Source organism: Actinomadura rudentiformis (genome assembly GCF_008923185.1).
GTDB classification, from domain to species: domain Bacteria; phylum Actinomycetota; class Actinomycetes; order Streptosporangiales; family Streptosporangiaceae; genus Spirillospora; species Spirillospora rudentiformis.
Genome location: NZ_WBMT01000028.1, coordinates 12089 through 33900 on the forward strand (window position 1 = coordinate 12089; position 21812 = coordinate 33900).

Genomic DNA, 21812 nt, shown 5'->3' on the forward strand with positions numbered 1-21812 from the left:
CGATCGTTCGCGCGCCCGCCGCCGCAAATGTCGCGCGCGTGCGCTGGGGTGTGGACTGTGCGGATTATGCCAGTGTGATGCCGTGGGATGCGTGGGGGGATTCGGGGGACTTCGCGGAGTTAGATGCACCCCATGGCGCAGAAGTTCCCGCTGGAAGGCACCCTTTGGGCCGTTGGCGGGATGAAGGGGAAGGCCGGTTCAGGCCAGGTTGGAACGGAGCCAGGCGATGTCGTCGGCCTGACCCTCGGCGGGGGTCTCCACCACGACCGGCGCACCCGCGGCCCGTACGACGCTCAGGATCAACTCCGGGTCGATGGTGCCCGTGCCGAGATTGGCGTGACGGTCGGCCCCGGAGTCGAACGCGTCGCGGCTGTCATTGCAGTGGACCAGGTCGATCCGCCCGGTGATGGCCTTGATCCGGTCGACCGCGTCGATGAGCTCCTCGCCGGCCGCGTGCGCGTGACACGTGTCGAGGCAGAAGCCGATCTTGTCGTCGAGCCCGGGAACCCCGGACAGCACCTCCCACAGCCGTGCGATGCGCTCGAACTTGCGCGCCATGGCGTTGCCGCCGCCGGCCGTGTTCTCGATGTAGACGGGGATGGGGCACTCAATGCGTTCGAAGACCTTGCGCCAGTTTTCGAAGCCGGTCTCGGGATCGTCGTCCTTCAGCACATGCCCGCCGTGGACGATCAGGGCCTTGGCGCCGATCGAGGCGGCCGCCTCCAGCTGCTGGGTGAGGTTCTTCCGGCTGGGAATGCGGATCCGGTTGTTGGAGGTCGCCACGTTGATCGTGTACGGGGCGTGCACGTAGACGTCGACATCGGAGTCCTTGACGGCCTCGACGCCCTCGGGCAGGACGGGCTTCTTCCAGCCCTGCGGGTCACCGAGGAAGAACTGCACGACCTCGGCCTCGATGGCGCGAGCGTTGTCGAGCGGGTTGGTCTGGTCGACGTGGGCTCCGATGCGCATGCACCCGAGCCTAGCCGCGCCCTCGGACAGTTCGGGCGCGCCCGGCCAAGGAGAACCGCCTCACGTCCTCGAACCAGCCGAGGCCAACCCTGCTTGTGCAGACGCGTTCAGACGAACAGGAGCAGCCGCCGCGACTTGCTACGGCGAACACCGCGCCTCGGCACGGCAGACATTGCAACCTGGCGTGCGGACGTTACCTACTCGCGTGGCGGATCCTGCAGGTTGGCGAGCGGATGCTGCCAACGTGGCGCAGGCGGGTGCTGCGACTTGGCGTGGCGAGCGCCGCGATTTGGCGTGGGGACGTGACCTGCTTGCGTGGCGGACGCTGCAGCTTGGTGTGCGGGTGCTGTCAGCCTGGCGCGGGCGGATGCTGCGACCTGGCGTGGCACGCGCCGCGATTGGGGTGCGGGCGTGACCTGCTTGCGTGGCGGACGCTGCAGCTTGGCGTGGCGAGCGCCGCGATTTGGCGTGGGGACCTTACCTGCTTGCGTAGCGGATCCTGCAGCGTGGGCGTGCGGGTGCCGTCAACTTGGCGCAAGCGGATGCTACGACCTGGCGCGTGCGGGTGCTGCGGCCTGGCGTGGCGGGCGCCGCGATTTGGCGTGGGGACCTTACCTGCTTGCGTGGCGGACGCTGCATGGGCGTGCGGGTGCTGTCAGCTTGGCGCGGGCAGGCGCTGCGACCTGGCGCGGGCGGATGCTGACCTGGCGTGGCGGGTGCCGTGACTGGGGGCGTTACCTACTTGCGTAGCGGATGTTGTGACCTGGCGTGGCGGGCGCTGCAGCTTGGCGTGTGGATGCCGTCAACTTGGCGCAGGCGGATGCTGCGACGTGGCGTGGCGGGCGCCGTGACTTGGCGTGCGGGCGTTACCTGCCTGCGTGGCGGATGCTGCGACGTGGCGTGGCAGGCGCCGCAGGGACGTGACCTGCTTGCGTGGTGGGCGCTGCGGCTGGGCATGCGGTGCTGTCAGCTTGGCGCGGGCGGATGCTGCCGACTTGGTATCGCGGGCCTGCAACTTGGCATGGCGAAGTCCTAGCGGGGTCCGCCCACTGGGACGAGACCCTGCGCGGAGTGCCGACGCCGCGCCGCGTACTGCTCAACTAACAAGGCTCAGGACCGAATCCTGGCCGGAGAGCGGTCGGCGCAGGACGCGCTATGGAGTGAAGCCGCCGTGGCGTAGGGCGAAGGCCGTGCCGACGAATGAGGCGACCATCCCGACCACGTTCAGCCAGCGTTCGCCGGTGGTGGCCGAGACCATCTGGGAGTAGAGAGCGAGCGGAAGCCCGATCACGCCGGCGATGGCGCCGAAGAAATGCGTCTCCGGGATGAATCCCAGGACGAGCGCGAGCAGTCCGATGACGATGGCGGCGACCGCGAGGGAGTTCTCCATCGGGTGCCGTTCTCCGTCGGTGTTGAGGCTGATCACCGAACGCTTCTGACCGGCTGCCTCCTGTGGCATGGGGCCACACCCCCTCCAGGTGTGAGTGTCCTCATCGTTGCTTGTGGGGCGTTCCGTCCCGGGCGGGACGGACGTATCGCGTCCGTAAAGGGATTCCCGGGAGCACTGAGGATCAACCGGCGGGCGGGAGCGGAAAATGTCCGCCGGACCCGGTACGGTCGAACATGAATTCGAGGACGGCCCGCCGGCTGGGCGGGCCGTCCGCCCTGAGGGGAAGCAGGGAACGCGAGGAGGTGCACGGTGAAGGCGAGTGATTTCACGGTCATCGGCGACGCCGAGCTTGTCGAGGAACTGTCGGTGCTGACGACCCAGACAGCCAGGATGCGGGCCCGGATGGCCGACATCATGGCCGAGTTGGAACGCCGGCGCTGCGCGCGGCCCCCCGCCACGCGCTCTGCCAGGCGCTGACGCGGGGTTCACCGGCTGTGCCCGGCCGTGGCCCGGGCCAAAGGGTTGCGGCGACGGGGATCGCGTGTTGCTGCGCACATAGCCTGACACGCTGCAAACTCTTGGTAGCCTGTATCGGTCTCGCGGTAGGCGCCCCGGTCACGAAGGCCGGCACCGCTCCGCGGGAGACGCAACAGCCCTCCTGTCACGGAGAGACCGTGACCGCACCAGTCCAGAGGAGGTAGGGACACATCATGCGTCGTTACGAACTCATGGCCATCCTCGACCCGGCCATCGACGAGCGCACCGTCACCACGTCGCTCGACCCGTTCCTGAAGGTCGTCAAGGACGGCGGCGGGAGCGTCGAGAAGGTCGACATCTGGGGCCGGCGCCGCCTCGCGTACGACATCCAGAAGAAGTCCGAAGGCATCTACGCGGTGGTCGACCTCACGGCCGAGCCTGCCACGGTCAAGGAGCTCGACCGGCAGCTGAACCTGAGCGAGACGATCCTGCGTACGAAGGTCATCCGCCCCGAGGTCCACTGAGCCAGGCGCCCCGCGTCAGGCCCAGGCCCTCATATCCGCCGGAGCGAGCCCAATGGCAGGCGACACCGTAATCACGATCGTCGGGAACCTCGTGGAGGACCCGAACCTGCGCTTCACCCCCAGCGGCCAGGCGGTCGCGTCGTTCCGCATCGCGTCGACCCCGCGGTTCTTCGACCGCCAGGCGAACGAGTGGAAGGACGGCGAGGCCCTCTTCCTGACCTGCAACGTCTGGCGGCAGGCGGCGGAGAACTGCGCCGAGAGCCTGCAGCGCGGCATGCGGGTGATCGTGCAGGGGCGCCTCAAGCAGCGGTCGTACGAGACCCGTGAGGGCGAGAAGCGCACCGTCTTCGAGGTCGAGGTCGACGAGGTCGGCCCCTCGCTGCGCAATGCCACCGCCAAGGTCAACAAGACCCAGCGGCAGGGCGGCGGCGGCTTCGGCGGCGGGGGCGGCGGCTACGGCGGCGGTGCCGCTGCGGGCGGCGGCTTCGGCGGCGGCCAAGGCGGCCAGGGCGGGCAGAGTGGTCAGGGCGGTGCCCCGGCCGACGACCCCTGGGCCACCGGCGGCGGCTCCGGCGGGGGCGGCGGCTTCTCCGACGACCCGCCGTTCTAAGCAAGACCAAGCAATCCGACAACGTCCATTCCCGCGTGAGCGGGGCTCTACATAAGGAGCACCACGATGGCGAAGCCACCTCCTCGCAAGCCGAAGAAGAAGGTTTGCGTGTTCTGCCAGGAGAAGATCTCCTACGTCGACTACAAGGACACCGGCCTGCTGCGGAAGTTCATCTCCGACCGCGGCAAGATCCGGGCCCGTCGCGTGACCGGCAACTGCACCCAGCACCAGCGCGACGTCGCGACGGCGATCAAGAATGCCCGCGAGATGGCGCTGCTGCCGTACACCAGCACCGCTCGCTGAGTCAGGAGGATCTGAACCATGAAGCTCATCCTGACTCAGCAGGTCTCCGGCATCGGTGAGCCCGGTGACGTGGTCGAGGTCAAGGACGGCTACGGCCGTAACTACCTCGTCCCGCGCGGGTTCGCGATCAAGTGGACCCGGGGTGCCGAGAAGCAGATCGAGTCGATCAAGAAGGCGCGTTCGGCCCGCGAGATCGCGACCGTCGAGCACGCCAAGGAGGTCGCCGGTCAGCTGCAGGCGCTCAAGGTGACGCTGCGCACCCGTACGGGCAGCAACGGCCGCCTGTTCGGCGCGGTCACCGCGTCCGACATCGCCGACGCCGTCAAGAACGCCGGCGGCCCGGACCTGGACAAGCGCCGGATCGAGATCGGCAACCCGATCAAGACCGTCGGCTCGCACCGGGCCAGCGTCCGCCTGCACCCGGACGTCAACGCGACGATCGACGTCAACGTCGTCGAGGCCTGATCTCGGCCTCGCGCCGAGCACAGATCGATCACCAAGCCGCCGGGCAGGAGTGGGTAACCCTCCTGCCCGGCGGCTTTGTGCTTTCTGCGGTTTCCCCACGTTCCCCACGACGGCTTACCAGCGCTTGTGGCGTTTCTTGTGAAACGCCTTGAACCGCCGATTCCTTGGTGATCCCTCGGGCCGCGACTACGTTCCGTTAATGGATCATGACGAGCTGGGGGGTCGCGTGTTCGGGTGTTCGGGGGGATGTTCGGACGACCAGGTGCCGGGGGCGAGCGGCGACCCGTTCATGACGCGACGCACGATCCTCGGTGCGGTGGCCGGGGGCTTCGTCATGGCGGCGGGCTTGGCCGAGAATATGGCCATGGCGGAGATCATCCCGGCCGGCGCCGCGGAACGTCCCGTACCGACGCGGCCACGGGTGTACACGCGTGAGGAGTGGGGCGCCAGGAGGGCCCGGAAGCCCACGAAGATCGTGGAGCGCATGCCGGATCGCATCGTCGTTCACCACACCGCGACTCCGAACACGACCAACTACTCGCTGGAGCACGCCTACCGCCTGTCGCGCGACATCCAGCGCTTCCACATGAGACACCGAGGCTGGAACGACACGGGCCAGCACCTCACGATCAGCCGCGGCGGGCATGTGATGGAGGGCCGGGACAGCAGTCTCTCGGCGATCCTCGCGGGAAGGCATGCGATCGGGGCGCAGGCCCGCCGCCACAACGATCACACCATCGGAATCGAGAACGAGGGCAACTACAAGAAAGCCCCCGTTCCGGAATTGCTGTGGTCTTCGCTGGTCACGGTCTGCACATGGCTCTGCGCCGAATACCAGCTCGACCCCGACCGCGCCATCGTCGGCCACCGCGACCTCGGCGACACCGAGTGTCCGGGCGATGCGCTGTACTCCCGGCTTCCGGAGTTGCGGAAGTCCGTCTCGGCGCGGCTGCCTCGACCGGATGGAGCATCCGAGTCCAATCTCGAGCGGATGAGCACGTCCCTGAACCCCGAAGTCGCGGACACGCCGACGCACGTGCCTTCGAGTGTCGTTCCATCTCCGGAGATCCTGGGCGCCCTGCCTTCGCCCGGCGAATCCGGCGGCTAACCCTCGGGGGTCGTGTAGCGCGTGCGGCGTCGCGCGATCTCGGGATCGATGCCCTCGACCAGCGACCAGATGCCGGCGACCCGTTCCACGAGTGTTTCGGGCGGCAGCCCGGCCAGCCCCTCTGCCGCCAGGTCATCGATGGCCTGCGTCAGCCGCGCCATCCGCTCTCCGTGTGTGGAACACATGTTCGAATACTAGCGAGGACGGGTAGAGCCAGGGGCGGACTCCGCTGATTCCGTCACACGAATCACATCGTCACCGTGTGGCACCGGTGACCATCCAGGCGTCCCCACGCGCGCGCAGGCTCAGCGTCACGAAGCGGGTGAGCATCCACACGCCGATCGCCAGCCAGAGTCCCATGAGCCCGGCGTCCGCCCCGTACGCCAGCCAGGCCGCGGGGAGGAAGACCACCGTCGCGATCAGTGTGGTGCCCGCCAGGTAGCGCCCGTCGCCGGCGCCGATCAGAATGCCGTCCAGGACGAAGACCACCCCCGCGATCGGCTGCAACAGCGCGACGATCAGCAAGGACGTGAAGATCAGGTCCCGTACGTGCTCGTCCGAGGTGAAGAGCGCCGGCAGCCACGGCCGGACCGCCATGATCGCCAACCCGAACACGACCCCGCACACCACACCCCACTGGATCATGCGCCGGGTGGAGGCTCGCGTCCCGGCCGTGTCGCCCGCGCCCAGATGCCGACCGGTGATCGCCTGGCCGGCGATCGCGATGGCGTCCAAGGCGAACGCGAGCAACGTCCAGACCTGGAACCCCACCTGGTACGCGGCGATCTCGGGGTCGCCCATCCGCGCTGCGATCGACGTTCCGACGATGAGAACGAGCCGGAGCGCGGCCGTGCGCACCACCAGGCCGAGGCCCGCCGTGGCGGAGGTCCACAGTCCGGCCGCATCGGGCCGCACGGGCGCGCCATGCTCCCGGGCCGCACGCAGGACCACTGCCACGTACACGGCGGCACTCCCGGTCTGCGCGATCACCGTGCCCCAGGCTGAGCCGGCGATGCCCCACCCGAAGCCCAGCACGAAGATCACGTTCAGGACCAGGTTGAGCGCGAAGCCGCCGATCGACACGACGAGCGGCGTACGGGTGTCCTGCAGGCCCCGCAGCACACCGGTGCCGGCCAGCACGACGAGCATGCCCGGGATGCCGAGGAGGCTGACCTTCAGATAGGTCTCGGCGTATGGGGTCACCGAGGGTGAGGCGCCGAACATGTCGACGAGCCAGGGGGCGAGCGGCCACCCGGCCACGACGAGCACGGCGCCGATGGCGAGCGCGAGCCACATGCCGTCGATGCCCTGCCGGACGGCGGCGCGCAGATCGCCCGCTCCCACCTGGCGGGCCACCCCGGCGGTGGTGCCGTACGCGAGGAAGACGCACAGGTAGACCAGTGTGCTGAGCGCCTGACCGGCCACGCCGAGCCCACCGAGCTGCGCCGTCCCCAGATGACCGACGATCGCGGTGTCGGACAGCAGGAAGAGCGGCTCGGCCACGAGCGCGCCGAACGCCGGCACCGCCAACCGCAGGATCTCGCGGTCGTGTGCGTTCTTGCGTGGACGTGGGGGTGAGCCGACCATGGCCTCCACGGTAGCAAGACGTAAGGCTTATAGGAAATATGTCTATTACATCGGCATCTGAGGCCGCCATATCGGCGACTTTCTTTCCCACACACCCGGTGGACGACGTTTTAGCAGGTCACCTAGGGCGTACCAGACGCCGCCCCAGAGAATCCCCAGAGTTGTCCCCAGGTCGTGCACAACGAACCCGGCACATCTGCACAGCGACTCCACAACCCCGTCCACAGATCACTTTGCCCTCGCGGAGCGTCACTCAGGAGAATGTCGGACGCAGACGATAGATGTGTGATGCAGGGTCGGCAGCGGAGCTGGCGGGGCAGCTGAGACCTGGGAAGCAAGGGGGTCCAATGTGAGCGTGGCCGAGATAGGCGGCTCGGAGCCCACCCCCGGGTTCGAACGCACGCCCCCGCACGACATCAACGCCGAACAGGGCGTGCTCGGCGGCATGCTGCTCTCCCCGGACGCCATCGCCGAGGTCGTCGAGGTGCTCCGCACCCAGGACTTCTACCGGCCGGCCCACCAGATCATCTACGACGCCATCCTCGATCTCTATGGCCGCGGCGACCCCGCCGACGCCGTCACGATCGTCGGCGAGCTCACCAAGCGCGGCGAGATCGGCCGGGTCGGTGGAGCCCCCTACCTGCACACGCTGATCTCCTCGGTCCCCACCGCCGCCAACGCCGGCTACTACGCCAAGATCGTTCACGAACGCTCCGTGCTCCGCAAGCTCGTCGAGACCGGCACCCGCATCGTCCAGATGGGCTACGCCGCCGACGGGGCCGATGCCGACGACGTCCTCGACCGCGCCCAGGCCGAGGTCTTCGCCATCGCCGAAAAGCGCGCCGGCGAGGACTACGTCCCTCTCAGCGAGATCATGCCCGGCGCCCTCGACGAGATCGAGGCCATCGGCAGCCGCGGCGGCCAGATGACCGGCGTCCCCACCGGCTTCAGCGATCTGGACGCCCTCACCAACGGCCTTCACGCAGGTCAGATGGTAGTGGTCGCCGCGAGGCCTGCGATGGGCAAAGCGGTCCAATTGGGCACACCCCTCCCAACTCCTACGGGTTGGACAACGATGGGTGAAGTACAGGTCGGCGACTACCTGCTTGGAGCCGATGGCAAGCCCACGCGAATCGTTGCCGCCACCGAAGTTATGTACGACCGTCCCTGCTACGAGGTCGAGTTCTCGGACGGCGAAGTCATCGTCGCCGACGCCGAGCACCAGTGGCGGACCACAACTCGAGCCAGCCGACGCCAGCAGACCGAGAACAAGCGGACCTACTACTGGCCCGATGAGATGATCAACAGAGCTCGCTGGGCGACCGCGGACGCCAATGAAGAGCCCGTTCGGCTCATCTCACATGCCGAGGCGGTCGCGGCTGTTGGTGCAGAGTTCAAGTGCGCGCTCTACGCCGTCACCCGAGAATTGGGGCACCGCGGCGAGGCCGACACCAGCATCTCCAAGCGCCAGGTGCGTTACGCGAGCACGAGCCTCTATCGAGGCCTGCTCCGTCGCGCCGTCCGCCCGAAGAACGCCGCGACCACCGCGCAGCACAGCCCTATCAAGACCACCGAAGAGATCTACAGAACTCTTCGCTGCGATGGCGACAACCGCCCCAACCACGCCGTTGAGGTTGCCGCACCATTCCAGCTTCCCGAAGCCGATCTGCCGATCGATCCCTACGTCCTGGGTGCCTGGCTCGGTGATGGAACCAGCGCATGGGGCCATATCACCTGCTTCGATGAAGAGATCTTGGATGAGATTCGGGCTGCCGGCCAGGAGGTGACGCGGCGTTCCAAGGCGGGAAGTTTTGGATTGCTGCAATTCACCTCCAAGATCAAGTCATTGGGGTTGTGGAATAACAAGCACATCCCAGCGGTCTACCTGCGTGCGTCCGAAGAGCAGCGCCGTGCTCTGCTGGCAGGGATGCTCGACACGGACGGGTATGTCTCGGAGATCGGGCAGGTGCAGCTCGGCTTCGTCAATAAGCGGCTGGCCGAAGGGGCTCACGAACTGATCCTGAGCCTTGGCTATAGAGCCACGATGACGACCAAGCAGGTCAGTTTCCAGTCTTCCAAGCCGTCCACGTTTTACCGGATCAACTTCACACCGACCGAAACGGTCTTCAGGCTGCCGCGCAAGGCGGCGCGGCAGCGTAAGACCGTTCATCCCAAGGCCAAGGTCCGCTACATCGTGGACGTGCGGCCTGTGCCCAGCGTGCCCGTACGTTGCGTTCAGGTGGACAACGCCGACCACATGTATCTCGCGGGCCGCTCGTGCATCCCCACCCACAACTCGACGCTCGCGCTCGACTTCGCCCGGGCGGCCTCGATCAAGCACGGTTTGACCTCGGCGTTCTTCAGCCTGGAGATGGGGCGCAACGAGATCACGATGCGCCTGCTCTCCGCCGAGGCCCGCGTCGCGCTGCATGCCATGCGTTCGGGCACGATGCAGGACGAGGACTGGACGCGGCTGGCACGCCGCATGAGCGAGGTCGCCGAGGCGCCGCTGTTCATCGACGACTCTCCCAACATGTCGATGATGGAGATCCGCGCCAAGTGCCGGCGCCTCAAACAGCAGCATGACCTGCGCCTGGTCGTCATCGACTACCTGCAGCTGATGACCTCCGGCAAACGGGTCGAGAGCCGCCAGGTCGAGGTCTCGGAGTTCTCCCGTTCGCTGAAGCTCCTCGCCAAGGAGTTGCAGGTCCCCGTCATCGCGCTCTCCCAGCTCAACCGAGGTCCGGAGCAGAGAACAGACAAGAAGCCCATGGTCTCCGACCTTCGTGAATCGGGATGCGTGACGGCCGCGACCAGGGTCATGCGGGCGGATACCAATGAGCAGGTCTCGGTCGGCGAGCTTCTCGAAAGCGGGGCTCGCGATGTTCCGGTATGGGCCCTCGACGATCGACTTAAGTACGTGCCGAGAACCTTGACCCATGTTTTCTCCACGGGACGCAAGGAGGTTTTTCGGCTCCGGCTGGCGTCCGGCAAGGAAATCGAGGCCACGGCCAATCATCCGTTTCTGACCTACACGGGCTGGACCCCGCTCGCCGAGCTCAATCCTGGGGCGCGGATCGCTGCGGTACGGCACGTTCCACCACCTCTGACGATCAACCAGTGGCCGGCCGACAGGGTGATCTTGCTGGCTCACCTGATCGGGGACGGCTCGTTCGTCGAGCGGCAGCCGATCCGTTACGCCAGCAAGGACGAGGCGTGTCTCTCTGCAGTGAGCGATGCCGCCATGCACTTTGGCGTCACTGCCGTGCGCGACGACTATGAAGCCGCTCGCGTCACGACTTTGCGTTTGCCGGCCCCGAACCGATTGACGCACGGGCGTGGCAATCCGATAGCCGAATGGCTGGACGAGTTGGGTCTCTTCGGCCTGCGTTCTCATGAGAAGTTTATCCCCGCTCCGGTGTTTCAGCTGCCGAAGGAGCAGGTAGCGCTGTTCCTGAGGCACCTGTGGGCGACTGATGGATGCGTCCATTGGGATACGAAGAACGGGCAGTGCCGGGTCTATTACGCGTCTACCAGCCGCAGGCTCGTGGAGGACGTAGCATGCCTATTGCTGCGATTCGGGATCCAGTCACGCATCAAGACGGTGACCAAGGGTGACCACCGGCCTGGCTACCAGCTCCATCTCCACGGCGCCGAAAATCAACTGGCATTCTTCGAGGCCGTAAGGGTGCATGGCGCCCGTGGTGTGATCGCTGCCGCGGCCGCGGAGAGGCTGCGCGACGTACGCTCGAATACCAACGTCGACACCGTTCCACGCGAGGTGTGGGGCGATGTGCGGGAGATCCTCACTGAGCGAGGGATAACGCATCGCGAGTTCTCCGCTGCGATGGGCACCAAGTTCTATGGCAGCGCACTAGGGAAGCGTGCGCCTAGCCGAGCGCGTCTGGGGCGGATCGCCGGCGTGCTGGACAGCGCCGAGCTCGAACTCCTGGCCACCAACGACGTCTTCTGGGACGAGGTCGTTGCGATTGAGAGTTTGGGCCACCAAGAGGTCTACGACGCCACGGTCATGGGCCTGCATAATTTCGTAGCAAATGGGATATCCATCCACAATTCAATCGAGCAGGATGCGGACATGGTGATCTTGTTGCATCGGGAGGATGCGTACGAGAAGGAGTCACCTCGGGCTGGTGAGGCGGACCTCATCGTGGCCAAGCACCGGAATGGGCCGACTGCGACCGTGACCGTGGCGTTCCAGGGCCACTACAGCCGCTTCGTCGACATGGCTCAATAGCCGCCCGCGGCTCATGCCTGGGCTTTTCGGCATCTTCGTCAGAGCCTCCGAAGTGAACTTCGAGTGGCGATTAGTTTTCCTTGCGAATTAGATGCTAATGGCGTGTGGGGTGATTGGGTGGGCGGACTACCCCGTCGGCTGGCGTATTCTGGGTGAATGGGTAAAGCCACGGGTGAGCCGATGAGCGTCGTCACCGCACTGGTACGTTCCTCATTCCTGGTAAATGCCGTGTACACCGAGTCGGCCCGGGAGTACGGGCTGACCCCGCAGCAGGGACAGCTGCTGTGCGTGCTGATGTCGCAGCCGTACGGCATGAGCGAGCTCGGCGGGATCCTGGGCCTGGCCAAGTCGAGCCTCACTGGCCTGGTCGACCGGACGGCTCGTACCGGCCTCGTACGCCGCGAGCCTGACCCGCGCGACGGGCGTGCGGCCCGGGTGGCGCTGACCGAAGAGGGCGGCAAGGTCGCCGAGGAGTTCTACGCCGAGACGTGCCGACGGATCGAGCTGCTTCCGTCCGGGCTCAGCGATGCCGACTGCGGCAAGCTCGCCGAGCTGCTCGGCCGATTGGTGATCGACAACGAGGTGCCGGCTGTCTTCATGGAATTGGACGAACGAGCACCCGCAACTCAGGGATAGTCGCGGGCCTCTTTCTGTGCTTGTCCACGCGACAGCAGGCTCTGCCCGTTGCCGAGGTTCAGCGCGTCGAGCACTGCTGGCGCCTTAAGGATCGCCTCCATCGTCATCACGTCAATCAGGCTGTGACTCAGCCGTGCCGTGAAGACCGCGCGGGGGCGGTGACTCAGCCGCGCCGCCAAGAGCGTGCGGGGGCGGTGACTCAGCCGCGCCGTGAGGACCGTGTGGGAGCGGTGCCGGACGTCGGCTTGCGGATGTGGTCATAGACCAGGGACGTTCGCACGTCCGCGATGTTGCGATGCCGTGCGACGTGGTCGAGCACGAAGTCGCGCAGATGCCCCGCGTCGCGTACGGCCACCTGGATGATGAAGTCGTCACCGCCCGACACCACGAAGACCGCGAGCGTCTCCGGAAGCTCGGTGACGTACTCGCGAAAGCCCTCGACCGCCTCCCGGATCTTGGGGTGCAACCGCACGCTGATAAGGGCCTGCAAGGGGCGGCCCAGCTGGGCCATGTCCACCTCGGCATGGAACCCGGTGATCACGCCGCGCTTGCGCAACGCCCGAACCCGCTCCAGACAGGTCGAGGGAGCGATGCCGAGTCGTTCGGCGAGCTCCCGGTTGGTCTGCCGTCCGTCGCGCTGCAACTCCTCGACGAGGGCCGCATCAAGTTCGTCCATCGCGCCTCCCCACGCCCCATTGCCGAACTATCTTCGGAATCTACCTCTCTGGATTGAGGATCGGTCGGCAGACCGGTGATTCTTCTGTCATGACTTCGGAACAGTCCTCGACGATGCTCGCCCCCACCTGGATCGACACCCTCGTTCACGAGTCCCACAAGCCCACCAAGGAGCAGGTCATCAAGTGGGTCATCATGCTCGATCGCGAACTGCCCGCCGGCCTGCAATTGAACGCGGTGGCCTGCTTGTCCGCGGCCGTGGGCAAGGCCGCACCGGCCATGGTCGGCACCGGCGGCATCGACGCCTCCGGCAGCCCCCACGCGGGACTCCCCTGGACGGGCTGCACCGTTCTCGCGGCCACCGCCGCCATTGTCAAGACCGTTCGTGCGACCGCCCTCACCGAACCTGACCTGCTGGTCGCCGACATGGCGTCGGTGGCCCAGCGCAGCCGCGTATACGACGACTACCTCGCCGGCCTGGCCCGCCTTCAGGACGATGACCTCACCTACTACGCGGTGAGCATCGCGGGCCCCCGTCCCCGCGTCGACCGCCTGACCGGCCGCTTCCCCCTACTCCGATGACCCAGATCGCACCCCCCGCCGTGAACCTCAACTGCCGCTGCCAGACGCACGCTCCCGATCTGCCCGCCATGCACGCCGACGATGCCGTCACGCAGGTGGGGAGCGTCGCTCGCCGGAACGCATTGTCCGGGTAGGGCGCCTTGCTCAGGTAGGGCACCTCGTACGGGTGTAGTGAGTGCTTCTCGCGGGTGGAGCGGCGGGGTTATGGGTGGAGGGGGCGGAGGTAGTGGACGATCGGTTCGTTGGCACTGGACACGGCGACTTGGCCGGTGCGGGAGAAGCCGAGTCGTTCATAGAGCGCATGGCCTCGCGCGTTGTCGGCTTGGGTGAAGAGTTGGATGCGCTCGTAGCCGCGGTTGCGGGCTTCGTCGACCAAGGCGGTGAGGAGCTGCCTGCCGATGCCTTGGCCCCAGATTTCGGGCAGTATGGCGACCATGCTGACGTGACAGAGGCCTGGGATGGCTTCGCCGAGACCTCCGTCGCGGCGCCCGCTCATGCCGGCGGCCGAGCCGATGATGACCCCTTGGCGTTCCGCCACGAAGAAGAACGTGCGCGGGTCGCCGAGGCGGTGGGGGGTGCGGGCGTGCTCCTCGACCGGCGGCGAAACAGCGACCCGGTCGGCGTCGGCGAGGAAGACGACTCGGAGACAGCGACCACGTCGGCTGACGTTCCACGCCGGATGATGACGCCCGTCATCGCTCCAGGCCAGTGAGCTTCCTTCGGGTAGTCGTGTCCGTCTGGGGATCTGCCGTTCGTCGGCTGGGCAGAGACGAGAGGAGTCACTGTGGAGATCATCATTGCGGGCAAGGTCTTGGTGGATCCGGCCGAGCGGGACCGGTTCGTTGAGGGGCACCGCGACATCGTGGAGCAGTCGCGCAAGCAGGCCGGGTGCCTTGATCTGGCGATCACGGGTGATCCTCTTGAGCCCGGGAGGGTCAACGTCTTCGAGCACTGGGAGTCGGAGGACGTGCTGGAACGGTGGCGTGCGGTCGCGCCGCGGCCGTCGGTCTCCATCGCGATGTCGGAGGTCCAGGTGCTCAAGCACGAGATCGCCAACACCAGGCCGCCGTTCGACTGACGGTCAGATCCTGCCGTTGCGCTGGAGGATGCCGACGGCGCTGACGGTGATGGCACCGCGCCATTCCAGGGAGCCGGCGGGAGAGATCTTGGCGTATTCGACGGTCCAGCCGCCGTCGTCCTGCTGGAGCGCCGCCAGGCGGTCCAGATCGGCGGAGATCTGTTCGGGGGTGAAGAGTGCGCGCGAGGCGCTGTCGGGGTACGGCGAGAAGTCCAGCGGATGCAGGTACTCGTCCTCGGTTCCTCCTTCGACGTAGAGCTTGCCGTCGGCGGGGATGTACTCGCCGAGGCGCGTCAGAAGCTCGGCCGCCTCGGGGTAGGTGTCGTACACCGCGTCGAGGAGCAGGATCGAGAACGAGAGGATGTACGCGTGCGGCGCCTTGTCGAGGGCCGCGATCTGGTCGAGGCAATAGCGGGTCGCGCGGGCGAGCCACGGATGGGCGGCGACGGCCGGGTCGTGGGCTGCGACGCGATGTGCGGCCGCCGCGCTCACGCTGGTGATCTGCAAGGACGACACCGTACGGTCGGCGCCCTGCCACCAGGGCGCGGTCGCGGCGGGGGTGGTGAGCGGCAGTGCGAACGGCACGCCGCCGTCGGGCAGCGTAATGGACTGCAGCCAGTCGCACAGGGCCACGGCCTGCGGCGCGGTGGCCGGTGCGATCTCTTGGAACACCTCGAAGGCGTGCAGCGCGGCGCCGGGCTGGCTCTCGGGTGAACGAAGGTCGGGTTCGAGCCCCCAGCCATAGCCGCCATCAGGGTTTCGGTAGCCGTCCACGGCGGCGAGCACGCCGGCGGTGTCGGTCTCACCCAGCAGCAGTTGGAAGCGCCGCCGGTCCAGGATGCGGGAGTGGCCTGCCATGAAGTCGGTGGCCGCGGAGATGTTGATGGTCATGTCCCCATCGTGTTCCTCGACGGAGCGGCGGTCTTGTAGGTTTCGGACCTCGCCCCGGAGATTTACCTGATCATCTCACTCGTGTTTGACGTGAAACACCCGAGGAGATCGCGTGCAGGCGGCCCCCGCGGCGGAGCGCTGGACCGGGGTCTCCCGGCCCTGGGCAACTAGGAGCGCGTCGTCACCTGGCCGCACCTCGCGAGGGCGGATGGCGTCTGGAGTCGGCGGATGTCAGCTGGAGGCCGCCGGCCGGACGAACACCATGTGCACTCGTCGCGATACGGCCGAACGCGCCGGGAGTCTTCGCCGGGACGCATACAGCACGCCGCTCCCATCCCGGGCGACCGGCACGGGGCGGCAGAACCTGCGCAGCTGGTGGCCCGCCGCCCAGCGGCAGAGCCCCGGAGGTGGGGCCTCCGGGGCTTCGCCTCGGGGCCTTCAGCCGGCGGGGTCGTTGGCCTGCTCGGCGGGACGGTGACGGGGCAGGAAGAGGGCCGGGATCAGGGACAGGACGATCAGGGCGAGCGCCCAGCCGTAGGTGTATTGGAACGCGTCCGCCAGAGCAGGAGCCACCGATGCACGGGTCTCGGCGGAGATGGGCGTGCCGAGGTCACCGGCCGGGGCGGCGGGGCCGGAGACGCGTTCGGCCATCGCGTTCGTCAGAAGGACCGAGACCACGGCGGTGCCGACGGCGGCCGACATGGTGTTGATGAGGTTGACCGTGGTGCTGGCGGCGGGTGCCTCGTCGTGGGACAGCCCGCGGGTGGCCGCGGTCATCGTCGGCATCATCGTCGTTCCGCCACCGGCGCCGATCACCGCCAGCGCGACCATGAGCACCCAGTACGGGGTGTCGGCGGCGAGCGCGCCGGTGAAGAGGGCGAACCCGGCGGCGGCGAGCGTGATGCCGGTCAGCACGATCTTCCCGGGCGCGAACTTGTCGACCAGCCTGCCGCCGATCTGCATCGCGGTTCCGGAGGCGAGGGCTCCGGTGATACCCAGCAGGCCCGCCATGGTCGCGGATTCGCCGCGTACGACCTGGTAGTAGAGCGGCAGGAGGATCATCGAGCCGAAGTAACCCGCGGCGAACAACACCAGCGTGCCCGTGGCCGATGCGAACGAGCGGTTGCGGAAGAGCGCCAGGTCGATCAGCGGGTTCCGGGTGGTCATGGCGCGGGCCACGAAGCCGGCGATCATAAGGCTGCCCACCACGATGGGGACGATGACCCCGGCGGAGCCGAAGTCATGGCGTTCGCCGCCCGTCGTCACGCCGTAGATCAAGGCGGCCAGGCCCGGTGACAGCATCAGCAGGCCGGGAACGTCGAGCGGGCGGCGGGCCTGCGGGGTGTCGCGGGGGAACAGCCGTGCGGCCAGGAGGATCACCATGGCCCCGATCGGCAGGTTGATGAAGAACATCCAGCGCCAGGAGACCTCGTCGACCAGCCAGCCGCCCACCACCGGTCCTGTCAACGGCCCGACGAGGACGGCGAGGCCCAGCGTGCTCATCATCCGGCCCAGCCGGTCGGGTGCGGCGGCCCGCAGCAGGATGGTCATCCCGACCGGCATGATCATGCCGCCGCCCAGACCTTGCAGCACGCGGAACACGATCAGCGACTCGATGTTCCAGGCCGCGCCGGCGAGCACCGATCCGGCCGTGAAGAGCCCGATCGCCGTCAGGTAGAGCCGTGTCGCGCCGAATCTGCCGGTCGCCCATGCAGTGACGGGGATCATCGCGCCGAGGGCGAGCGAGTAGCCGCTGGCCACCCATTGGACGGTGGCGAGCGGGGCGCCGAAGTCCTGCGACAGCCGGCTGATCGCCACGTTCACCACGGTCATGTCGAACGTGGTCATGATCGCACCGAGCACCAGGATCAGCACGATCGCGGTGGTGCGCGGCGCGGGTACGGGGACGAGGCCTGTGTCTGCGCCGGGTGGCTCGGTGTCCGAAGGACGGTGGGAGCCGGAAGCGATGGTCGTCATTTCAAGGTCCTTAAGTGGAGCGCGCAGATTGTCCTGAGGGTGAGCACGGGAGCGGGCGCCTCGTCCGGGGGCGAGCGCGGGGCGCGCGTCTCGTCCCGGGGGCGAGGCGCGGATCGTCCCGGGGGCGTGCATGGGGCGCGTCTCGTGCCGGGGCGAGCACGGAGGCGCGGATCGTCCTGGGGGCGTGCACGGGAGGCCCGATTCGTCCTGGGGGCGTGCAGGGGAGCGCGCGCCTCGTCGTGAGGGCGAGCACACGGGCGAGGCTCGTCCTGGGGCGTGGACGCGAGCGCGCGCCTGGTCCGGGGGCGTGCACGGGGCGCGCCTCTCGTCCCGGAGGCGTGCACGGGGGCTCGGCTCGTCCTGGGGCGTGCACGATGCGCCTCTCGTCCCGAGGGCGAGCACACGGGCGCGGCTCGTCCTGGGGCGTGCACGGGAGCGCGCGCCTGGTCCGGGGGGCGTGCGCGGTGCGCGAGGCTCGTCCTGGGGGCGTGCACGGGGCGGGCGCCTTGTCGTGAGGGCGAGCACACCGGGCGCTGCTCTTCCTGGGGCGTGCACAGTGTGCGCGCCTCGTCCCGAGGGCAAGCGCGGCGGCGTCACTCGCGCAACCGTCGCGACGACGGCGGGGGAAGGGTCAGGCGGCGTACGGGCGGGCGGCCTTCGCGTCACGAAGCGCATGGGCCCACCAGGTCAGCTGATCGAGCATCGTCTTCGCGGCGGCTTCGCAGCCCTCACCGTCGCGATGCGTCCCGTCCACCCCGAAGTCACCCCAGGAGTTGTGGAAGCTGACGGTGTCGCGGATGGTGACCGCGTGCAGCTCGGCCAGGACGACCCGCAGCTGTTCGACCGCGCGCAGGCCGCCGGAGACGCCGCCGTACGAGACGAACCCCACGGGCTTGGCGTGCCACTCCTTGTTGTGCCAGTCGATCGCGTTCTTCAGCGACGCCGGGAAGCTGTGGTTGTACTCCGGAGTGACGATCACGAACGCGTCGGCGGCCGCCAGCCGCGGCGACACGGCCGCGAGTTGGCGCTCGACCTCTTCGCCGGGCGGCTGCCCGAACGCCGGGAACACGGTCGGCAGCGGGGTCTCCGCGAGGTCGACGACATCGACGGTGAGGTCCTCGCGCTGTGCCGCCTGGCCGGTGAACCACTTCGCCACAGTCGGGCCGAACCGGCCTTCCCGGATGCTCCCGACGATGATCGCGAGCTTCAGGGGGGTCTGGCTCATCGTTCTCTCCTTCATCCGTTCGCAGCTCACGCCGCGTTTTCGTTGATGAAGGAGACGCTACGGATCCGGCCGGGCCCAGGAATCTGTCACGTGACTGGCATCGATGACTGAAGACCTACCTGGCCCGGCCAGAGCCGCGCAGGTAGCCGTTCAGCGTGGCAGCTCGGGCCGGTCGATGATCCGTAGCCAGGACCCGTCGGGCTGCCGCCGGGCGACCTGTACCCGTCCACCCGTACCGTCGGCTGGACGGGTCGAGGTCAACGCGAGGTCGCCATGGAAGATCGTCGGCAGCGGCTTCTCGGCCGCGAACTGCGGCTTGGCCGCCAGCATCTTCTCGAAGACGGCCCGGATCGCCGCACGGCCGACCGTCTCGTTCCCCGGCGGGAAGGCGAGCACCGCGTCGTCCTCGTAGAGCTCGACGAGGCCCTCGACGTCCCCGTCGTTCACACGCTCGACGAACAGCCGCGCGAGGTCCTCAGGCCGAGCGGCCTTCTCCCACATTCCGTTCGCCCCGTTCGTGGCCATAACGATCAAACCCTTTCCACTATCCGTTAAACACCACTCTCCGTTCACTCTGTTCAGAAGTCCAAGAAATAGATCGTCTTGCTTCCAGAACCAGCACTTATGAGGGGCCGATCCTTGATGTGATCGGTTCCCTCTTGTAACCGAGGGCACTAACAGGCACTATCTGGTCATATGGACGACGGAACTCAGCACGCCCCTCTTTGCACGGATTCAGATGGGGACTACGACGTCCTCCAGTGGGACACGCGCGAGGACTGTGAGGTCCGGCAGATCCTCGACCGGGTGGCGGACAAGTGGTCGCTCCTGGTCATCGCCCTGCTCGACCGTCGCAGCCTCCGCTTCACCGAGCTGCGCCGCAAGATCGACGGGATCAGCCAGCGCATGCTCACCGTGACCCTGCGGCAGCTGGAGCGGGACGGCATCGTCCGCCGCACCGTGCATCCGGTGGTCCCTCCCCGCGTGGACTACGAGCTCACCCCGCTGGGCGCGACCCTGCACGACACCATCCGCTCACTAGTCACCTGGACCGAGCGGCACCAGAACGAGATCGCCGCGGCCCGCGCCGCCTACGACACCCGTGTCGAGGCCGAGAAGGAAACCGCCGACCAGGAGGCAGCCGAACGAGACGCACTGGCCCGCGAGGTCCTCGCCGGCCGACGCTGATCGACTCGCCGGGCGACGCTGATCGACTCGCCTAGCGATGCCGATCGACTGACTGACCGAAGCTGACCGATACGCCAGCTGACGCGGAACGACTCGCCGAGTGACTCGGCTGCCGACACTGATCGACTTGTTGGTCGGCGCTGTGCGGCCGAGGCCCTCGTTCGCAACTCACGTTCGAACGAGGGCCCTTCACATTTCTGGGGTCAGGCAGCGATGTGGCCCAGGCCGCCATCGGCTTCCAGGACGATTCCGGTGCTGAACGTGGCGTCGAAGGCCAGGTAGAGGACGGCGGCGGCGATCTCTTCGGGGTCGCCGTGCCGGGACATCGGGGTCAGGTCCTCGCCCGCCTTCTGGTTGGCCTCCTTCTCCTCGTCGGTCAGTCCGGCGATGCCCATGGTCGGGGTCTGGGTGAAGCCCGGGCTGACCACGTTCACCCGGATCCCGCGCGGCAGGAACTCGGCGGCGAACGCCTTGGCCATCCCTCGTACGGCAGTCACCGAGCCGGTGGCGACGCTCGTCTGCGGGTAGCCCAGCCCGTCGAGGACGGCGGTGGTGAAGACGAACGAGCCGCCCTCGTTCACCAGTGGCAGGAGGCGCTGGGTCGTGAAGAAGCCGCCCTTGACCTTGATGTCGAAGGTCCGGTCGAAGCTCTCCTCGGTGACGTTCTCGATCGGGACGAACTCCGCGTAGCCCACGTTCACGAAGACCAGGTCGACCCGGCCGAGCTTCTCTTCGGTGATGGCGCCGAGGGCGTCGATGTCGGCCATGCTGGCGGCGTCCGAACGCACCACGTGCGCTGGGAGACCGGCGAGTTCGGTGCGTGCGGCCTCGATGTTCGTCTCGTTGCGCCCTGTGAGAAGCACCTCGGCGCCGCCGTCGAGCAGTGCGCGGACGACGGCCAGGCCGATGCCGTGCGTGCCGCCGGTGACCACGGCCTTCTTCCCTGCGTACTTCATGAACGGATCTCCTTGCCGATGGCGTCGACCAGGTCGGTGAGCACGTCCCCCTCGCCGGCGGCGATGATGTCGCGCATGGGGGTGAGCAGGTGGGCGAGGAGGTCCTCGCCGACACCCTCTGAACGGCTGGCTTCCACGATGTTCGCGAGCGCGATCGCCTGCATGTCGAGCGGCGACTCCTCGGAGGGGATGTCTCCTGCTTCGCGTTCCGTCGACGACGGGGCCAGGACGTTCGCCATCGCCTGCAGCCACGGGATCAGCAGGGACGTGGTGAACTCCGCGGCCCGCTCCGGGCCGATCAGCGCGGTGGCGTGGCGGGCGCCCGCGATGGTCCCGTACATCCCGGAGAGCAGAGCCAGATCGTTCAGTGCCGCGAGCCCGGCGTCCGTGCCCACGAAGTTGGGCACGGCAAGGACCTCCAGAGCTGCCTGATAACGGTCGAACGCCGTCTGCGAACCGCTGTAGAGGATGAACGCCTCGGGCGTCCCGATCATTGACGGGATGGCCATGATGCCGCCGTCCAGGTATTCGGCGCCCTGGGCGGTCGCCCATTCGCCCGTACGGCGCGCCTGTTCGGGCTGCCCGTTGGTGAGGTTCACCAGGACGCGGCCCCTCAGCATGTCGGCGTTGGGCGCGAGGAGCCCGTCCACGGCGGCGTAGTCCAGCACGCACAGGACCACCAGGTCGGACGCCCAGAGCGCGTCGCTGACCGTGGCCGCGCGGGTGGCGCCGCGCGCGACCAGGGCGTCGGCCTTGGCGGCGGTACGGTTCCAGACGGTCGTCGGGTGGCCGGCCTCCAGATAGGCGTTCGCCAGGGCCTGGCCCATGGAGCCCAGGCCGATGATCGTCACGGATGGCTTGTCGGTCATGATTTCTCCAGTTCAAGGTGGATGGCTCCACTCTGCGAGAGGCCTCT

General features: G+C 67.7%; 24 protein-coding genes. 12 read left to right on the forward strand and 12 right to left on the reverse strand.

Translation table 11 applies throughout. The features are described from left to right. Positions 1-198 precede the first annotated feature (198 nt). Together F8566_RS43430 and F8566_RS43435 are read right to left on the reverse strand one after the other, a co-directional pair. Positions 199-969 (reverse strand): deoxyribonuclease IV, encoded by a 771-nt coding sequence (locus tag F8566_RS43430; RefSeq protein ID WP_151569182.1) that lies wholly within the window; start codon positions 967-969, stop codon positions 199-201. Positions 970-2122: 1153 nt separating this feature from the next. Further along, complete coding sequence (locus tag F8566_RS43435; RefSeq protein WP_151569184.1) at positions 2123-2428, reverse strand: hypothetical protein; 306 nt, start codon at positions 2426-2428, stop codon at positions 2123-2125. A gap of 240 nt (positions 2429-2668) precedes the next feature. Here F8566_RS43435 and F8566_RS50505 point away from each other — a divergent pair, with 240 nt between their 5' ends. The 6 genes from F8566_RS50505 (at position 2669) to F8566_RS43460 (ending at position 5846) form a co-directional block, all read left to right on the forward strand. Then, positions 2669-2836, forward strand: coding sequence for a hypothetical protein (locus F8566_RS50505; protein WP_192810163.1), 168 nt, complete (start codon positions 2669-2671; stop codon positions 2834-2836). A gap of 233 nt (positions 2837-3069) precedes the next feature. After that, positions 3070-3360, forward strand: coding sequence for a 30S ribosomal protein S6 (gene rpsF / locus F8566_RS43440; protein WP_151569186.1), 291 nt, complete (start codon positions 3070-3072; stop codon positions 3358-3360). Between the two features lie 52 nt (positions 3361-3412). Beyond that, positions 3413-3970: a single-stranded DNA-binding protein gene (locus tag F8566_RS43445; protein ID WP_151569188.1), complete on the forward strand. Its 558-nt coding sequence runs from the start codon at positions 3413-3415 to the stop codon at positions 3968-3970. A gap of 66 nt (positions 3971-4036) precedes the next feature. Continuing rightward, positions 4037-4273 (forward strand): 30S ribosomal protein S18, encoded by a 237-nt coding sequence (gene rpsR, locus F8566_RS43450; protein ID WP_019631633.1) that lies wholly within the window; start codon positions 4037-4039, stop codon positions 4271-4273. An 18-nt stretch (positions 4274-4291) separates the two neighbouring features. Beyond that, the gene (rplI, locus tag F8566_RS43455) at positions 4292-4738 is read left to right on the forward strand and encodes a 50S ribosomal protein L9 (RefSeq protein WP_151569190.1); all 447 of its coding nucleotides are present in this window, start codon (positions 4292-4294) and stop codon (positions 4736-4738) included. Between the two features lie 199 nt (positions 4739-4937). Further along, positions 4938-5846 (forward strand): peptidoglycan recognition protein family protein, encoded by a 909-nt coding sequence (locus F8566_RS43460; RefSeq protein WP_225994057.1) that lies wholly within the window; start codon positions 4938-4940, stop codon positions 5844-5846. Here F8566_RS43460 and F8566_RS43465 read toward each other — a convergent pair. Next, a complete protein-coding gene (locus F8566_RS43465) occupies positions 5843-6031 on the reverse strand; it encodes a hypothetical protein (RefSeq protein WP_151569192.1) in 189 nt (62 codons plus the stop codon). The two genes, F8566_RS43460 and F8566_RS43465, sit on opposite strands and share 4 nt — an antisense overlap. Positions 6032-6101: 70 nt before the next feature. Then, complete coding sequence (locus F8566_RS43470) at positions 6102-7433, reverse strand: MATE family efflux transporter (RefSeq protein WP_151569194.1); 1332 nt, start codon at positions 7431-7433, stop codon at positions 6102-6104. Between the two features lie 349 nt (positions 7434-7782). Between F8566_RS43470 and F8566_RS43475 the strand changes: the two genes are divergently transcribed. After that, on the forward strand, positions 7783-11688 hold the full coding sequence (locus F8566_RS43475) for a replicative DNA helicase (RefSeq protein WP_151569196.1): 3906 nt from the start codon (positions 7783-7785) through the stop codon (positions 11686-11688). Between the two features lie 156 nt (positions 11689-11844). Beyond that, positions 11845-12324 (forward strand): MarR family winged helix-turn-helix transcriptional regulator, encoded by a 480-nt coding sequence (locus F8566_RS43480; RefSeq protein ID WP_225994058.1) that lies wholly within the window; start codon positions 11845-11847, stop codon positions 12322-12324. Positions 12325-12523: 199 nt separating this feature from the next. Here F8566_RS43480 and F8566_RS43485 read toward each other — a convergent pair whose 3' ends face one another. Then, complete coding sequence (locus F8566_RS43485) at positions 12524-13000, reverse strand: Lrp/AsnC family transcriptional regulator (protein WP_151569198.1); 477 nt, start codon at positions 12998-13000, stop codon at positions 12524-12526. 89 nt (positions 13001-13089) lie between these two features. On the opposite strand from F8566_RS43485, the gene F8566_RS43490 reads away from it, so the two are divergent. Further along, positions 13090-13581 carry a DUF2000 domain-containing protein gene (locus tag F8566_RS43490; RefSeq protein WP_192810164.1) on the forward strand — a complete coding sequence of 164 codons (492 nt, stop codon included), beginning with the start codon at positions 13090-13092 and terminating at the stop codon, positions 13579-13581. A gap of 202 nt (positions 13582-13783) precedes the next feature. On the opposite strand, the gene F8566_RS50510 is transcribed toward F8566_RS43490, so the two are convergent. After that, positions 13784-14119, reverse strand: a complete 336-nt coding sequence (locus F8566_RS50510) for a GNAT family N-acetyltransferase (protein WP_192810165.1) — start codon at positions 14117-14119, stop codon at positions 13784-13786. Here F8566_RS50510 and F8566_RS50515 point away from each other — a divergent pair. Further along, a complete protein-coding gene (locus F8566_RS50515) occupies positions 14024-14293 on the forward strand; it encodes a hypothetical protein (RefSeq protein WP_192810185.1) in 270 nt (89 codons plus the stop codon). The genes F8566_RS50510 and F8566_RS50515 overlap by 96 nt on opposite strands. Positions 14294-14365: 72 nt before the next feature. After that, entirely contained in the window at positions 14366-14659 is a 294-nt protein-coding gene (locus F8566_RS43500) for a putative quinol monooxygenase (protein WP_151569202.1), read from the forward strand. A gap of 3 nt (positions 14660-14662) precedes the next feature. Here the strand turns inward: F8566_RS43500 and F8566_RS43505 are convergent, their stop codons facing one another. The 4 genes from F8566_RS43505 to F8566_RS43520 form a co-directional block, all read right to left on the reverse strand. After that, on the reverse strand, positions 14663-15550 hold the full coding sequence (locus tag F8566_RS43505; protein WP_151569204.1) for a hypothetical protein: 888 nt from the start codon (positions 15548-15550) through the stop codon (positions 14663-14665). A gap of 438 nt (positions 15551-15988) precedes the next feature. After that, a complete protein-coding gene (locus tag F8566_RS43510) occupies positions 15989-17527 on the reverse strand; it encodes a DHA2 family efflux MFS transporter permease subunit (protein WP_192810166.1) in 1539 nt (512 codons plus the stop codon). Positions 17528-18158: 631 nt separating this feature from the next. Next, on the reverse strand, positions 18159-18752 hold the full coding sequence (locus F8566_RS43515; RefSeq protein ID WP_151569206.1) for an NADPH-dependent FMN reductase: 594 nt from the start codon (positions 18750-18752) through the stop codon (positions 18159-18161). 150 nt (positions 18753-18902) lie between these two features. Then, complete coding sequence (locus F8566_RS43520; protein ID WP_225994059.1) at positions 18903-19277, reverse strand: YybH family protein; 375 nt, start codon at positions 19275-19277, stop codon at positions 18903-18905. Positions 19278-19448: 171 nt separating this feature from the next. Between F8566_RS43520 and F8566_RS43525 the strand changes: the two genes are divergently transcribed. Further along, complete coding sequence (locus F8566_RS43525; RefSeq protein WP_151569208.1) at positions 19449-19940, forward strand: winged helix-turn-helix transcriptional regulator; 492 nt, start codon at positions 19449-19451, stop codon at positions 19938-19940. 203 nt (positions 19941-20143) lie between these two features. On the opposite strand, the gene F8566_RS43530 is transcribed toward F8566_RS43525, so the two are convergent. Together F8566_RS43530 and F8566_RS43535 are read right to left on the reverse strand one after the other, a co-directional pair. Then, on the reverse strand, positions 20144-20896 hold the full coding sequence (locus tag F8566_RS43530; RefSeq protein ID WP_151569210.1) for an SDR family oxidoreductase: 753 nt from the start codon (positions 20894-20896) through the stop codon (positions 20144-20146). Next, positions 20893-21765, reverse strand: a complete 873-nt coding sequence (locus tag F8566_RS43535) for an NAD(P)-dependent oxidoreductase (RefSeq protein WP_225994060.1) — start codon at positions 21763-21765, stop codon at positions 20893-20895. The genes F8566_RS43530 and F8566_RS43535 overlap by 4 nt, the downstream gene beginning before the upstream one ends. Between the last annotated feature and the right edge of the window lie 47 nt (positions 21766-21812).